12 protein-coding genes are annotated in these 16,680 nt (G+C 39.5%); 5 read left to right on the forward strand and 7 right to left on the reverse strand.

The features are described 5' to 3' along the window. Together drt3b and ABWV72_RS12440 are read left to right on the forward strand one after the other, a co-directional pair. Positions 1–1,891, forward strand: a 1,891-nt coding sequence (gene drt3b, locus ABWV72_RS12435) for an antiviral reverse transcriptase Drt3b (RefSeq protein WP_353370843.1), incomplete at its 5' end; no start/stop codon positions are given. An 813-nt stretch (positions 1,892–2,704) separates the two neighbouring features. Next, the gene (locus tag ABWV72_RS12440) at positions 2,705–2,902 is read left to right on the forward strand and encodes a hypothetical protein (RefSeq protein ID WP_353370845.1); all 198 of its coding nucleotides are present in this window, start codon (positions 2,705–2,707) and stop codon (positions 2,900–2,902) included. 163 nt (positions 2,903–3,065) lie between these two features. Here the strand turns inward: ABWV72_RS12440 and ABWV72_RS12445 are convergent, their stop codons facing one another. Both ABWV72_RS12445 and ABWV72_RS12450 read right to left on the reverse strand, forming a co-directional pair. Further along, complete coding sequence (locus tag ABWV72_RS12445; RefSeq protein ID WP_353370847.1) at positions 3,066–3,545, reverse strand: hypothetical protein; 480 nt, start codon at positions 3,543–3,545, stop codon at positions 3,066–3,068. A gap of 2 nt (positions 3,546–3,547) precedes the next feature. Beyond that, positions 3,548–4,666, reverse strand: a complete 1,119-nt coding sequence (locus ABWV72_RS12450; protein WP_353370849.1) for a hypothetical protein — start codon at positions 4,664–4,666, stop codon at positions 3,548–3,550. Between the two features lie 838 nt (positions 4,667–5,504). Here ABWV72_RS12450 and ABWV72_RS12455 point away from each other — a divergent pair. Together ABWV72_RS12455 and ABWV72_RS12460 are read left to right on the forward strand one after the other, a co-directional pair. Continuing rightward, a complete protein-coding gene (locus ABWV72_RS12455; RefSeq protein ID WP_353370851.1) occupies positions 5,505–6,776 on the forward strand; it encodes a serine hydrolase domain-containing protein in 1,272 nt (423 codons plus the stop codon). Between the two features lie 380 nt (positions 6,777–7,156). Next, positions 7,157–7,609, forward strand: a complete 453-nt coding sequence (locus tag ABWV72_RS12460) for a serine hydrolase (protein ID WP_216047173.1) — start codon at positions 7,157–7,159, stop codon at positions 7,607–7,609. Positions 7,610–7,782: 173 nt separating this feature from the next. On the opposite strand, the gene ABWV72_RS12465 is transcribed toward ABWV72_RS12460, so the two are convergent. From ABWV72_RS12465 to ABWV72_RS12480, 4 genes are all read right to left on the reverse strand, one after another. Continuing rightward, positions 7,783–8,283 (reverse strand): hypothetical protein, encoded by a 501-nt coding sequence (locus ABWV72_RS12465; protein ID WP_342804965.1) that lies wholly within the window; start codon positions 8,281–8,283, stop codon positions 7,783–7,785. 14 nt (positions 8,284–8,297) lie between these two features. Further along, a complete protein-coding gene (locus ABWV72_RS12470; RefSeq protein ID WP_353370854.1) occupies positions 8,298–9,176 on the reverse strand; it encodes a hypothetical protein in 879 nt (292 codons plus the stop codon). 627 nt (positions 9,177–9,803) lie between these two features. Then, a complete protein-coding gene (locus ABWV72_RS12475; protein ID WP_353370856.1) occupies positions 9,804–10,811 on the reverse strand; it encodes an adenosine deaminase in 1,008 nt (335 codons plus the stop codon). A gap of 587 nt (positions 10,812–11,398) precedes the next feature. Next, positions 11,399–13,963: a ligand-binding sensor domain-containing diguanylate cyclase gene (locus ABWV72_RS12480; RefSeq protein WP_353370858.1), complete on the reverse strand. Its 2,565-nt coding sequence runs from the start codon at positions 13,961–13,963 to the stop codon at positions 11,399–11,401. 507 nt (positions 13,964–14,470) lie between these two features. On the opposite strand from ABWV72_RS12480, the gene ABWV72_RS12485 reads away from it, so the two are divergent. Beyond that, positions 14,471–15,190, forward strand: coding sequence for a cytochrome b/b6 domain-containing protein (locus ABWV72_RS12485; RefSeq protein WP_353370860.1), 720 nt, complete (start codon positions 14,471–14,473; stop codon positions 15,188–15,190). 221 nt (positions 15,191–15,411) lie between these two features. Here the strand turns inward: ABWV72_RS12485 and ABWV72_RS12490 are convergent, their stop codons facing one another. Then, positions 15,412–16,395, reverse strand: a complete 984-nt coding sequence (locus tag ABWV72_RS12490; RefSeq protein WP_353370862.1) for a DNA topoisomerase IB — start codon at positions 16,393–16,395, stop codon at positions 15,412–15,414. Between the last annotated feature and the right edge of the window lie 285 nt (positions 16,396–16,680).

The following is a 16,680-nucleotide window of genomic DNA, read 5'->3' on the forward strand; positions in this document are numbered from 1 at the left end:
TCTAAGAATTCTAAAATCAGAAACGATTCCTTCTGATTCTCCTGTAATATTCTCCAATGGTGGTTTTTATGCCATTTCTCAAGATTATTTTAAAGGTTGCTTGAATTATCCATATGTTAAAGAAGCATTTGAGTATGCTATTAAACCAACTAACGATAGTGAATTATATTCTTCTGCTACTCCATTTAAATATTTAATCTTAAAAGACGAAACTAAAATAAGAGGCCTTTCACTACTCCATCCTAGGTCTCAGATATTGTATTGTGACTTTTTTGAGAAGCATACAGCGTCAGTTCTTTATTATTGTTCTAGAAGTAATTTTTCACTACGAAAACCCTCTAGAGTAGCTTCATATTACAAACCTAAAATAGATGATAACAGTAACTCTCTTGGTGTATCTAGCTTTTTTTCAATTGAGGGCATTGATAGAGTTCACAAATTTTATGAATCAAAAGATTTTGCTATTCTTGAATCAAAATTCAGTGTTTTCACTACTGCCGATGTTGCGAATTGCTTTAATTCAATTTATACCCACACTATTCCTTGGGCTACACATGGGAAAGAATATAACAAAAAATATATTAATCATAAAAGTTTGTTTGCTAATTCATTCGATCAAAGGATGCAGAGGAGCAATAATAATGAGACAAATGGCGTTCCTATTGGGAATGAAATTAGTAGGATTTTCTCCGAAATATTATTTCAGAAGATAGATTTGAATATAGAAGAAATATTGCTTGAATATGAACTAGTATGGGGAAAACACTATCAAATATATCGATATGTAGATGATTATTTTATATTTAGTGTTAATAGGGACATAATGACTAGATGTCTGGGTGCGCTGACTCAGTGTTTACATGAATTTAATTTTGCTCTAAATCAATCTAAAACACAGACATTAGAGAGACCTTTCTCATCAAAAATTGCATGTACGGCTGTTGAGACGAAGGAACTCTTAGGAGATTTTGATAAATCTATGTTTGACTTAGTTAAAAATAGTGAAGGGGATTCATACTTATTGATTAGAAAAGTATTTAAGCCTTTAGGCATGGTAAATAGGTTTATTTCAAAAGTTAGATCTATTTGCTTGTCCAATGAAGGTAGCTATAAAAACATCTCAAGCTTAATTATTGGTTCAATAAAAAGGAAAGTGGCTCTATTAGAACGTGGACTTGATATGTCGGAAGAAAAACCTAACCCAATAAATAATCTAATAGTGTTGATAGAGATTGCATTTTTCTTTTATAACGCCAATCCACAAAGTTCAACTAGCCGGACACTTTGTGGAATTATTCTAAAATGTAATGAGGTTGTTGAAAAGTATGCGCCAGAAGACCTTTCTTTTTATAGAAGTGTTGTTATTGAAAAAATAAATTTGATTTTTGGCGGTATTACTAGTGCAGAGATTGAAAGTAACAATCAAGACTTTCTCCCTTTTGAAAAGCTCAATATCTTACTTTCAACACATGATTTTAAATTTGGTGAAAAATTTACTGAAGAGCAAATATTTAGACTCATCGACGGTAAGCATCTCAACTACTTCGACTTAATATCCTTACTCTTTTATACGAAAGGTAAGTCCGAGTATTCACTACTTATAAAATTCCTTGAGGTAGAAGCATTGAAGATATCTAAGCGGACTATCGATATCAAAAAATGCTCCGAAAAATGCCATCTGGTGCTTGATCTCCTGTCCTGTCCATTTGTTAGTAAAAGTACTAAGTTAAAGCTTTTCAGAAATTTTCCGTTTTATAACAGAATATCAGATGATCCTGTTAGGCGAGAACAAGCTGTAGCTGAGTTCGCGTCCGTGACTTGGTTTGTGGATTGGTCGAATTTTGATCTTGGTGAAATTATAATGAATAAAGAGTTGATTCGGGGATATTAATTGGTAAGCTATTTATGTGGACAAAATGACTTTAACCTAACGGTTTTCTGGTTGGGCTGCTTTCATCGACTAATGCACTAGTCGCGATTAGTCGGTCAAATGATAGTTGCCGTCTCAGGTAAGTTCTTTAAAAGAGAGCTACTTGCAACTAATTTTGCTTTTATAGAGTGAATGGGGAGGTTTCCTCACACATCTGTCGTCTGAGTCCACTTCAACTTCTCTCCTAGATAGAATGACTTAATTCCTCGCAAAGCCTTTATTTGAAGTAGTTCTTATGGTTCTTTCTGTCGCCGTTGAAAATCAGTGTGTGCTCTATTAGGCACTATATGTGCATAACAGTATAGCTTCTTGAATTTTTCCTCTGTTGTGTGTGTAACATAATATCGATTTTATGTAACTTATTGAATATGAATGTAGTTTCATGTCGTTGATAAATCAAAATCCAATCTCAAAGTCAACAAATAAAAAAAGTGGTGCCCGAATCAAAGACTTAGAAATTTTTTTTCATGCGTTACTGTAAAAACGAAAAAAACGGTCCTACATATATAAATAAGAAATGACGTTATAAAATTATCGGGGACGTTTCAGTAAAGAAATCGGCTAAACCCAAACACCGAATTTAAGGATTTATTGATTAAAATTGACTCTTAATAGGGATGGCAAAGGAACCAACTGGATCCTGCAAGCGAAGCTTGGCGAAAATAAAATTTTTTGATTTCAATAAACCGCACTGAAACCCATTTTTTTGAGGGGGGATCCATTTTCATAAATGCGTATACTGGGGTAGAAATCATACTCTGCATGGAAGCCCAAATGTATATCGACAACCACACACTGACTGACTTCATCGGTGAACACGACAATCTGACCCTCTCCTGTTACGCAGAAATCTGTGAGCGCTACCAATTTTTGTTTCTACGCCTAATGCGAGAGCTTAACCGGATCAGCCACGAGGGGGCGCAGATACATTGTAAAGGTCTAATTATTCAAAGCACTTTGTTGGAGGCATGATACCTAAAACCAACTATGCAAAAATCAAGAAGTACTCAGCCGAATATAAACTATAATGTGTTGAGTTAATCACTGGTAAAGGGTATCCATGCCCCATGCTTCTTGAGTAAATTGATTTCATCTTTCATAAATCCAAGTAAAAAATAATTATATTAAAATTGTACTATTTTTTGCCGTGCTCTCGTCTTTCTCTTTCACGGTCTCGCTCTTGCTGCCTTTGTCGCTCACGTTCCCTTTCCAACTGGCGTTCGGTTTCACGTTGTCTCTCACGCGCCCGCTCCCGTTCTGCGGCCAATTCGGCGTCAGTTTTTCGTTCACCACGAAGCCAAGGACGTTTATGTTCTTTTTCAAATTCCGAATCAACACGAATTTTATTTTCTTCAACCCAACGATATAAGTTCTCATTCGAAAAAACATAGTTAGCGATAGGTTCGTCTGCAAGCGGACCATTATACCTGCCAGCTTCTGTTTCTAATGGGGGGCTATACGTACCATCATTATATTCAATATAGATCACGTAACGGTAAGAGCCAGATCGCTCAGTGCGAATTGTTCCGATAGCGGGAGTTGCAGGGTCTTCATACATAAATTTAAATCCTGCTTGAATTAACATTTGTTCCGCTTCTTCAAATGGTATTGCCATATCTATCGCTCCCTAGTTGGAATTTTTGTATCTGCTTTGGCTAAGGGGACTTTTATTGTTCGCTCCCATTTAAATGTTGATTGAGTATAGTGTTTGTCAGCTTCACGCAACGGAGGATATTTAATTTTTTGTTTTCCATTAAGATCACGAGCCGGAGTGTTTGGTCCAAATATATCTGCGGGCAAAAACACTGGCGTACCGGGGTCGGTAATATAGAATTGTTGGTTCATCATCGGAGTCAGATCGCGACTGAATAAAGTGGCAATAGTGACTTCAATGGTTACTACAAATTCAAGTTCATCTGAAATATCTGGTAACTCCCAAATCCCTTGACATGCTAGTGGCATATCGGAGGTTGCGCGCTGAGGTAGTTTTGCATTTACCGGAGCACTAGTATAATCGTCGTACTCTATTCCCCCACTTAACATAGACATTCGAATACTGTGTTTAGTGGCAAATTCATTTGAATCTGAGCGCACCATGTAGTCGGTTAATTCCATGGAGTTACTATGCGAATAATCTGCGGATATTGCACCACCGGCGGTAGCATCTGTTCCAAACATTCCTAGATTAAACGAATAGCTAACAGAGCTAGATGTTGACGTACTTCCTCTTTGAGTATCGGTCAATGGGGCGTGAGTTACTAGTCTAGCTTTATCACTGTCCTTGAACTGCATTGAGACGTCAATTTTTTCGATAAAAGGCCTAGTTAAATGAAACCAATTCGGAAGATCTTCGCCGCGTCTTCCAGTTTTCTCCTGAACTCCCCACAGAATTTCTATTTGGTCACCGGCAGTTGGATTGCCATTATTCATAGCCTCTCCGGTTGCTGAAGGTTGGCCAGGAACTACTCTTGTGCCGTCGGTTTCACAGGTAAATACTTTTATAGGTGACCCTAATTGTCCTGGAGCGATTAAAGGAGTAAAGCGCCAAAGCTGGCATTTCAGATCAAACAATACTATTGGTGTGAGTTTGAAGTTGGCAATATGTTTACGAGTTAATTGATCGTCGGAAACTACTGTAAGTTCTTTATTATATACGTGACTTTCAATGGGATCTGTTGGCATTGCACCGACCCACTTATAACTATAATAGGACGCATCATTAGAAGGGAGGCTCATTACACTTCCTTGTTGAACAAAAAATGAACACTAAGGTTAGTATAAATTTTGGGCCTAAACAACGTAATTATTAATTCAATTTCGTAAAGCGTGGGATTTAAAATAATTAAATAGAAAGAGTCTATCAATCGTAAGCGGCGAGAAAAGACTGAGTTATAAATATCAACTAGGCAGCGAACTATAAAACCTTAGACAGTAACTAGAGGATATTAAGCGCCGTAATTAACATGAACCGAATTAACATGGACAGCCACAAACTAAACTCTTAGGAAAATAGAATCACCTATGCTTTAGTCTGCGTAATTCAAGGCGTGAATGATGCCTCTGGCAAGGAAGCGACAAATTAACCTATCCGATACCCCATATTATCATTGCGTATCCCGCTGTGTTCGATGGGCTTTTTGTGGTCTGCGAGGTCAGATCCGTTGAACACAACTTATATGGACAGTCATCTTAATTTGAGTCCAAAGTTTCGTTCTTGTGGGCTGTGTTTATTCGATTCTAATGCCAATTTCATTAGTGCGAACATTGTAACTCTACGTTAAAAGGTTGCCTTGCCTGCACGTCTTTTTCAGACACTTAATAAGTCAACTATGTTGAGAAGATTGCTTAGCTGTGAGGGAGGGTAATCATGATGGCTTTTGCGGTATTAACATGGCTGTCCAATTAAATGCTTTTTATCTGCTCTGGTCGCGCAAATTTTTAGTCACGAAACAATATTTCACTCAATTTAAACCTGCACAGCAAACAAGCCAGCATGCACAAAGGTCAAAAAGTAGCACCTGTTGCATAGAATAGTGTTGTCAACTACTCTTAATCTTAAAAAAGGGGATACACCGTGAAGACACACTTTTCGAAAAATGCCTTTAAAAGAATACGTTTGTTGACCATTGGTGGCTTGGCGTTTTTGACGGTGGCTTGCGTTGCTTCTAAAAACGAAGACGTCTCCCCAGTTAGCACTTCCGAAAACGTTCCAGATATTTCATGGCCGCAGGAAGAATGGGAATACTCTTCCCTCGCAGCGGAAGGTTTCAATCCCGAGCCCGTTAATCAGTTCATCGAAGATCTGGTAGCCGGAGAATACGGCCGGGTTGATCATTTTCTACTCATACGACACGGCCGTATCGTCGCCGAAAAAAAGATCGAGCGGGACTATGCCGCGTTGGCGTCTAGCCTTGATCCAGATGAGCGATTAACGCCAAACTTTAGCAATCCAATCTATAATTACGATAATCCTGAACTGCATCCTTATTATCAGGGAACCGATCTGCATACTGTCCAGTCAGTCACGAAAAGCATTAATTCCGCTGCATTTGGTATCGCTGTCGACGAAGGATTTATCGAAGGAACCGATACACTGGCTTTGTCCTTTTTAAATGACTATGTATTCGACAAGTCTGACCCGCGCAAAGCGCGAATTACGATTGGTGATCTCCTGACCATGCGTAGCGGTATCGCGTGGGATGATGAGAATGGTTTCGGCTCTGAAACCGACAGTACTTACGCCCTTGAAAACTCCGAGAATTGGATTCAGTTCATCCTTGACCAACCTATGTATGCAGAGCCCGGCACAGTCTTCCAATATAATGACGGCGTGAGCGTTCTTCTCGGAAAAATCCTGCACGAAGCGACTGGTCAACGCGTCGATGCTTGGGCGAAGGAAAAACTCTTCAGCCCAATTGGTATCGATAATTTTCATTGGAAAATCACGCCCGATAACGAGGCCGATACTGAAGGTGGACTTTACCTGACAGCACATGACATGGCGCGGATTGGCTATCTCTACTTGCGAAATGGGTTATGGGACGGCGAGAGAGTCATATCTGAAGAATGGGTTCGCAGTTCTGTAACACCTTATAATGCGGATGCCTCGAGCAAGGCGAGCGATAATTCCACTGAATACGGCTATCAATGGTGGATACCCAATCAAACAAACGGAAGCACAACGGTTTTCGGAGGGTATGGACTTGGGGGACAGCGGATCATGGTATTCCCTGAATACGACATCGTTGCTGTGTTTCAGGGGTGGGACCCTGTCGCCGAGTATTGGAAAGCCAGTTACGCCTTCCAAACGATTGTATTGCCAGCGTCTCTCAAAAAAAACGAATAGATTGAAAGACTACAAAGGGGGGATAAAGCTGATTTTCTACACGGTTACGATCGGCGTGTCTCCTGATACAACAATAAAGATTGCAAGTAGCTTGCAACGAATTACACAGAATTACATGGACCGTCACAAACGAGACTATGAAGAGCCGCGGAGTCAGGTTCGTTGAAAAAAACTTGTTATGGACAGTCATATTAATTTGAGGCTAAAGCCTCGTTCTCGCGTAAGCACTAATATCAAAAAATTGGTTTCTTCTATGGTGTTTTGCCGTGCTAACTTAGTGGACAGACTCATTAAATAACTACAGTGGAAGTTCCGCGTATGACTTTGAAAATGCCGATATCTGGAGCCAATTTGTGCTCAGCTAGCCAATGGAAATGGAAATGGAACCTGGAAAGTTGTTTGAGTATAACAATGGGGCAAGCGCTCTTCTAGGTAAAATCTTTGGCGTAGCAACGGGAAAAAGATTGTGTAAATGGGCCGCGGAAAAGCTATTCGGACCTATTGGTATCGCGTCTTATCATTGGAATATTATGCCAGATAAAGAAGTCGACCGTTTGGGATGGCTTTATCTCTCAGCTCATGATCTAGCGCGGGTTGGACTTATGATGTTGCGCAATAGCAAGTGGAAAAGTATTGTAAGTGAGAATTGTGTTCGCCAAACAACAACGAGACATGTGGTTGATACTTCACCAGATAACGGTGAAAGTAATAGGGGGTATGGATATCGGTGGACACCTGGAAATGTAAAGGCTGTACCCTTTTGCTTTTTCTGCCTATGGTTTTGGTGGTCCGCGTCTCACAGTAATTCCCTCACTCGATACCATCATCTATGAATGTTAATTGCACAAATCTTGGATTTTACAAGGCATATAAGTTAACGGCGGGGCAGGTTTAACTCTACAGTTTGGTGATTATAAAAATGCTTGGAAAGGTCACTTCTAGCAGCGGATTTTCACTTTCCAACTATTTGAAAATAGGCCAGCGCAGTCTGGCCTATATGGTGAGGCTAAATTTTCGTTTCGAAAATTTGTTTTCCGTCTTTCACCCGTTTTATGGTAATCGTCGAAGCATCGATTGTTTGGCCATCTTTATAAAGGGGGATTACTAGATCCCAAGCCACATCAACGCCCAGAGAGACATAATGATAAGGAGCTTCGCTTTGATCATCGTTTTCTACTTCTAAATAACCTGGGTCATTAACAAAAAATGTATTTTTCGGGTTGTTGTCAATGATCACCTGCCAGTCTCCCATCTGTCGCGTAAAGACTTTGGGAGCAACGGATTTGATAATTCGTGAACGCACTAGTTCTGCATTGACCGCTTCACCTTTGTCATATTTTAAGTTGATATTTAAAATCGCTATGCGTTGGTAATTTGCAGGCTTTGCCATCGGTTTATGCTGTTTTGCGGGTTCAAATTTAGGTGTTTCGATTGGCATCTGGCTAATCGTTTGCGCTAATGGCGAGGTACTCAATAAAGCCGTTAAAATCAGTAATAGATATCTCATGTTATATTCCTTTATTAGGGACGATTCCAATTATTTGGTGCAAAGATTGCGGGGGTTCCTGTTGAACTTGAGCTAGCATGTGGAAACGAAAGATAAGCCGCTTCCATGATCACCCAGTCAGCTGGACCAAATTCCCAAACTGTATTTCCCCCTGATAACATAATTGCATTGGTCGTGATATTGCCTTCTGAACGCCACCAGTCGTTTCCATCTCTATCTGAAACGAAACTTGTACAGTTTCTCCAAGCCGCGTTGATTGGATCATTTTCACATGCAGTCTCAGTTGCATACAGAATAGGTACGTTAGTACTGTAATTTGAATCACAGCAATATTCGTCGGGCAGGGCAAACACTGCGTGTGAAGTTTCATGAACAATAGTTCCATAGCTTGTCGGCTCTGCAGTAGCGAGGCCGGATTCTGGGTTAGCACAATCGCGTAAGTTATTGCTGTGTATCAATATAGTCGCATCGGCAAAAGCGCCGTCTGAACTAATAGAGCTAGGCCATGTCACTGAAGGACAACGAAAATTCCCTTCTTCATCGGGCTCGTTTTCTACGACACTTCCAGATTCGAGAGTGTAATAATAATTGAAGCGCCCTAGATTGAAATAATACGCTTGGTTTTGCCAGTAGCTATTTTCAATCGCATTGGTTAGGTCATCTACAAAGGCTTGACGATTGGCCAATTCAGCTAGATCACCATAGGATGCATCGGGAACAAATAGTATATTGAACGCGTCATCCATATCTGGTTGAATGACAAATAATTCATAAATACTAGAACCCGAAATTGGATCGTCATCTTCTGATACGTCGACGTTTAGAGTGCACGCTGACAGCCCAAGTAATAGCAGCGCGTATGGAAATAACTGTATATATTGAATAAATTTCATAACTTCTCCCTGTTATATTTCTTAACTATTGGATACGGATAGACTTCAACCGTAATATAAGTAGATAAAAATCATCTCCTTATTTGGAATAGTGTAGTTCATATCGTCCAAATAGCTCATTTTTTGTACAGTTTTGGTGAGGTTTATACTCCGGCAAATTTTTCAGCCGTTTCCAAAAAGTGCAATATCCCTTAAGTTGACCAGATAACCAGAGCGCCAGAAGGTATGGCTCCAGCCAATGGCAGACCACAATCAAAAGTGAATCCATGGGGGATCAATATCTACAAGAATTATTGTTCTGAGGTTTTTACTGAGTTCGTAAAGCAAAACGTAGATGGGGTTAGACGAAACGTCCAAGAATCATGTTTTTGGATAGGAACTATCAAAGGAATAATCAGGAAGGAATAATCAGGACACCCACGTTAAATCATAGGAAATTAAAACACCTATAACCACGTATTCATGGGAGTCTTGTTAAAATCTAAAGCAGCACAAAATAATCAGGACACCCACGTTAAATCATAGGAAATTAAAACACCTATAACCACGTATTCATGGGTGTCTTGTTAAAATCTAAAGCAGCGCAATCTAATTGAAATATAGATAGCCTGTTTTCTTTACGAAGACTTAAGAGCTAGTTACCACATAATCTCTTATGCTCGATAGATACTGTTGTTTCTCGGTTTCTGGCAACCAAGCAATGCGAAATGAATTTTCCACAAGGGTTTGTAGGTCCTGCTTATCAAAATCTCCCTCTTTTTGTAGTTCGATAAAATTTTCATTTAAGTAAGCTCGGAAGTAAGCGGGGTCGTCAGAATTTATCGTTACCATTATTTGCTCGTCTAACATGGTTCTAATTTCTTTTGCGGTAAGTGATTGCACCACAAACCTATTAGACACAGGACAAACCGTTAATCCAATTTTGCTATCGCGCAATTTAGCAACCAGTGAAGCGTCTTCTAGAGAGTTAACACCATGGTCAATGCGGTCAACCTTGATATCATCTAAACATTGTCCAATATGCGTGAGCGTGTTTTTTTGATTCACATCACAATGCATGGTTAGCTTAAGTCCTAGCTCTCTTGCTTTTTTAAATACTTGTTTGAATTTTATGGGGGGATTGTCGCGTTCATTCGAATCAAGTCCCACGCCCACTAAATAGGATAAATAAGGCTCTGCCATTGACAGATGCTCCATGGCAGACTCGGCAGACAATTCACGCAAAAAACACATGATTAACTGACTTTTTATACCGAGTTTTTGTTCAGCGTCAACTTGCGCTTTATGTATGCCGTTGATCACAATTGAAAAGTCGATGCCACGGGATGTATGCGCCTGCGGGTCAAAAAATAATTCGGCGTATACAATATTCTGATTACTTGCCTTAGTTAAATATGCCATGGTTAAATCGTAAAAATCGGACTCTGCCACAAGCACATTCATACCCGCATAGTATATTTCTAGAAACGATGGGAGATCGGTGAAGTCATATGCTTCAACCAATGCTTCGGGGGTTTTATAGGGTAGTGGAATACCGTTTTTCTTCGCCAATGCGAAACTAAGCTCTGGCTCTAAAGTGCCTTCCAAATGAACATGTAGCTCGGCTTTTGGGATGTTATCGATAAATGCTTGCATAATTTTGCTCTCAGTAATTCAATTTCGAGCAATATGAGCAAGTTTTATTCCTTTTTCACATCTAAACTTTTGTCAGCCTAAAAGCAGTGTTTAATCGAGTTTTGGTGCTAGGGACTACATATCTATTCGCACCGACATGAAAATTTAAAAAAGTCTGCACTAAAAAGTGGCAATCATGCTCTTGGATTGGCGACCTTTGTTTTGAGAAGGGATTATCAAAATTATTAAAAAAATTATAAAATTATTAAGACACCCATGTTAACGAGTATTTATTTTAAGTTCTCGGCAATCAAAAATAATCAGGACACCCACCTTAATAAGCAAGCGTATAATCAGGACACCCACCTTAGTTAGGACCGATAACCTCGTAATGCTATAAAATTTAATCATGGGTGTCTTGTTAAAGCGTTTTCTTGTTTAACCGTTTCAGTCTTTGCCCCCTCACGGTTGCTTACAAGGGGGGCTGTTTTTCAATACATAGCACTAGGTTAAGCAAAATTAACGGTAAGTCATGGTCGATTTGGTATTTTTGACCTTTTTAGGGGATTAACCGATTGAGTAAATTATGACGCTACTCGTTATTCATTCTAGTAAACAACTACCTGGTTTCGTCCGGATTCTTTTCCTTTGTATAAGGCACTATCTGCTCGCTGCAACCACTTTTCTAATGAGATATTTGGTTCAAGGTTAGCAACCACGCCTATAGTTAAAGTGGCGCAAGTCTGTACGTTAAATTTCTTATGGATAGCTTGCTGCGCGGCCAACCTTAGCTTCTCAGCTAAAGTCACGGCTCCAGCTTGTTCTGTGTTTGGCAACAATAGCGCAAATTCCTCGCCTCCCCATCTAGCCAGTACATCTTGAGAACGTAGTATTTCAGATAAAGTATCAGCGATCAGTTTTAAACAGTCATCTCCAGCTTGGTGACCATAAGTATCATTAAACTTCTTAAAATAATCGACATCCAGTAATAAAATCGCCAATGGATTAGCTGACCTTTTTCTAAGTTCTTGTGCAAACGTAAAGGCTCTCAAAAAGCCTCGTCGATTCGTTAACCCAGTTAAATGATCCGTTTCAGCTAATCGACTCAAAGTCAGATTAGCTTCTTCTAGTTGTTGGGTTCTTTCTTGCACATCGCGCTCAAGTTTTGCGGCAACTTTTGCCAAATGCTGGGTTCTCCATTTGATGATGGTCCAAATAAGAAAAACAAAGATGATGAAAATTAAAAATATCAAAGCCTTGTTCATCCACCATGGTGCGGTGACCTTAAAGTGAAGTTCTAGCGGCTCTGCGGTAATTGTCCCTTGACTATTTTTACCTTCGATTTCCAATATGTTGTCACCAATTGGCAGGTTTCTCAGCACCAAATGATTATCTAAACTCCAATCGGTCCAATCTGGGTCTCGACCAGTTAAACGATAGCGGAACATGTTTTTGCTCGACTCTCTAAAGTCTGTCACACTAAATTGTAAACGAACCGGACCATGATCATGGGTTAACTCAAAGCTAGACTGTGAATAAATCGCGTCGTGTTTTTCTTTTTCGTAACCAATAGATATTTGGGTTAATCGCACATGAGAAGGCGATATGTCTGTAAACATGTTACTTGGGTTAAATTCAAAAGCGCCCTGTGAACTAGCCAGCGTAATTATACCTGTTTCTGAACGCTTGATTCCGTGTTCTGTAAAGGTCTCGATAGGCAAACCATGAGCAATACCCACTCGCTGAATATGCTCATTGTTAGGATTAATAGATATTAAACTTTGATTTGTAGCGACCCATATCATTCCGTTGTTGTCGTGGGTGATACCTAAAATGCGTTTTGATGGCAAACCATCTTGAAGGCTATATTGTACAGTAGCGCCTGTTTCGGGGGTGACTCGCCACAAGCCCTCGTCAGAACAAAGCCATAGCGTATTGTTCATATCAACATGGGCGCAATAGAGTTGCGAGGAGGAAACAGCGGTAGCTAATTTGGGACTCGAACCGAGCGGGATTATTCCTGAAAATCGTGTCGCAGCGTAAAGGTTACCGTTGGCTAACTGAAATATGGAATAGGCCATATTACTGCGTATATTCGAGATGCTTTGGTCAATCCAAGTTAGTCGATTTTCCTCAATAGAAAGTTGAGCAATGCCTACTCCCCAAATACCAAAATAGATTTTATTATCACTATCTTCGTATATCGCCGTCAATCGAACGTCTTTCAAGGCCAAGTCAGCAAAACCGAAATATTCTTCTAGCGCCATTGGTTTAGACACTTTGCTTCGGAACACCTTATTGTTAGCACCGACCCATAAATTGTTTGTGCTATCGACAAAAAGGACGCTAATTTCGTCTGTTTTATAGTTATTTGGGAAAGGTATAAATTGCCACGCGTTTTCAAGTGACGAATTATAACGCCGGTATACCCCGTCGTTGGTCGCTAGCCAAAGTTCATCTTGAACAAGCTGTAGGGTACGAATTTCATTCGAACGACTTTTTTCAGGGATATCTCCAGTGAGTGTATATCCTTGCCGCTTCGAGAGATCTTTTGAAAGCTTATATAAGCCATTTGACGTCGCCACCCAAAGGGCAGTATCTGACTCTTGCATCCACCATATCCTCACATTACTGAGTGGGTTTTCAGATGGCAAGCTGTGCACTAAATCAGGATTTGAAAGGTTGATAAAATTGAGTCCCGATAGGGTGCCGATCCATAACCTATTAAGACTGTCTTTGAAAAAGGTTTGTACATGGTCATTACTGATCGATGGTTTATCGGTCTCAACTCGATAATGCGTTTTTGTTTGACTGGCAGATTCCCATCTTACTATGCCCATTCCCCAAGTTGCGGCCCAAATGACTCCTTGGTCAAGGTACAGTTTGGAAATGTTGGCATTTTCGTGTCCGTTTAATAGTACTTTTGACCAAGCTTGATAACTATAACCATCGTAACGGACCAAACCGTCTGTATCTGTGGCCAGCCAGATTAAATCATCTTGATCTGATACAACATGGTATACAGAAGACTGATGCGCAACGACTGGCTGCTCAACCGAATAAAACTGGTAAGATACATTTGCTTGGTCGGCAGCATAAACCCCGTTAAAACCTACCAAAAATAAAATCAGCACGGAGATACGACAAATAAGACTAAAAAAATTTAGTACCATGACACTTATCGGTTTTTATTCATATACACAGATTAACCAACAAAGTGAGTTATTTCTAGTGATCATGGTGGTTTAGATATGTCGCCTTATAAAAGTTAAAACTAGTAACTACGAGATTTAGCTGCGCATTGGCATGACTTTCAACTACTTATTACGGTGACACATTTTGCTTTTATTCGAGATGATCAGTTTTAATTACCAACACAGTAATAAACAAAGAAATACCCTAGAGACCGAATAACAGGGCTTCATCAGCAGGGAACTGGTTTACCCGATTATCTATCTGCAGCTTCAAGCCAGCCTTAAACCGCTTAAACACATCTTGAGAATTATCCGAATTATCAGGACACCCATGTTAACGAGCAGGTAATTTAAATATGCGGAATAAAATAATCATGGGTGTCTTGTTAAGTAAGAAGCTTAGGTTATGCGCCAGATCAATGAATTGAACATCTTAATCATTTATGCTGAAAAGACAGTAAATTTCCTGACTACATCGAGGTGAATATGAATACTCAATATCAACAAGTCTATGTTTGGAGTCAATATTTGCGACTGTTTCATTGGATAAATGTTCTCACAATCACGATGTTACTGGGTTTCGGCTTAATTATTTTTAATGCGAAAACTTTAGGAGTAAGCGTTGATGGCAAAATTCTACTTAAAACCGTTCATGTCTTAACTGGTTACGTGTTTGCAGCTAACTTGTTGATAAGAGTTTTTATGGGGTTTTTCGGTAAAGGATATGAACGCTGGCATAAGACTCTCCCATTTGCTAAAGGATTTACTAAAGAGTTAGCCGACTTCAAACAACAACCCCATAAAAAATATAAAGGGCACAACCCGCTAGGGAAGCTTATGGTAGGGGCGCTATTATTATCAATGTGTATTCAAATGATTAGTGGTTTAGTTATCGCAGGTACTGATATTTATTATCCTCCATTGGGGCAATATTTTGCTAAAAGTATTGCAGTTGATAGCAGTAAACTTGATAGCATTAAACCCTATTCTAAAGAAAATGTTGATGAACAAGATTACCAAAAAATGCGCGAACTTCGAAAGCCATTTATCACTGCACATGTCTACGCTTTTTATGCGTTATTGTGCTTAATTCCATTACATATTATCGGCGTTGTTATTAGTGAGCGTAGAGAAAAAACTGCTTTGGTGTCTTCAATGATAAGTGGTTATAAATACCTTCCGACGAAAGACAATTTAGACGAATAGTTGGCTCATTAATCCACGGACATTAGAAAATTATAAGAATTATAAGGACACCCATGTTAACGAGTAAGTAATTTAAATGCTCAGAATAATATAATCATGGGTGTCTTGTTAAAAGCGACGTATAAATATTGGCGTTTAATGCTTTGTTGGATAAAGGTGAGTGACGGTAATTGTGACTTTAAAAGTAATAAATAGTACTAAAAAGTTTATATGTTTGAATATTAAGTCGCGACTAAATATTCGAGTAGTTTCAACGTTGCTTTTTCGTCTGGACTGAAATATTTGGCTCGCGAGCGTTTAAGTTGCTTGCGGAAATAAGCAAGAGTCCGTCCACTTTCGTAATGTAATATGACGTTGGGATGAATGTAATTTGAGCGGCATACTGCGGGTGTGTTACCTAATTCGCTTGCGACCTTTTTAACAGCGGTTAATACATTACTCTTATTTAGTTTCTGGTCACTTGCCGGGCCAAGTTCCTCAAGGGCGATTGTCATAAGTACGGATCCGGCCCATGTTCGAAAGTCTTTTGCGCTGAAGTCTTCACCCATAACTTCGGCAATATATTGATTTAAATCTTGCGCGTTGATTTTTTTGCGTTCGCCATCAGGCAAGGTAACGTCAAACAACTCATAGCCAGCCATTTTTTCGAGATGGGTTAAAACCTTGCTTACGTGTTTATCGTCGACTTCCCGGTGTTGAGGTTGCTGACTTTTGCCAATGTAATCAAATTGAACCTGACCATCGTCAAAACTCATGTGTTTGACTCGCAAGGTGGTTAAACCGTATGTTTGGTTGTCACGGGTATAAGTGGGGTTGCCAGGCCTGAAAAAGGCTTCATCGAGCATACGCGTCATACAAGCTAGAACGGCGTTTTCATCGATGGGACGGCGTGTTATATGTTGTCCGGTGACTCTTCGCATCGTAGATAATTCTTTGGCGAATCGTAAAATTCGTTCAAATTTTTGTTCGCTAGCTTGCTCTGTCCACTTGGGGTTATAAATGTATTGTTTGCGGTTTTGTGCATCTCGACCAAAGGCTAATATTTTGGCACTGCGATCAAGATCAATCTGCACCTCTTGCCATGCTGGTGGTATTGCTAAGCTTCGCACCCAACGCTTAATTCCCTTATTTTTAACCGTTTTCCCTGTGGGATACTGATATGTAAACGATTCGCCGAAAGGCTTTCGAACTATATAGCGATCCATTTAAATCTCCATATTAAGAGTAAATAGGGTCTTAAATTTCAAAACTACTACGGTTCAACATCTTAAATCGATCAATCTAGATAGGTATTACTTTTTGTATTCTAGGTTTACCTTATTGGGAAATTTAGAGCACCGAATGTATCGTTTTGACCTATTGGGTAGGAAATTATTCATTAAATTATCAAGACACCCACGTTAATTAGCTAATTATTAAAGTACGCAAAAAGCAATAGATTTGAGAACTTTTAAATAGTCTTCTGTCGGTTTGCTTTTTGTAATCTCAAA

The organism is Aliiglaciecola sp. NS0011-25 (assembly GCF_040370605.1).
GTDB lineage: Bacteria > Pseudomonadota > Gammaproteobacteria > Enterobacterales > Alteromonadaceae > Aliiglaciecola > Aliiglaciecola lipolytica_A.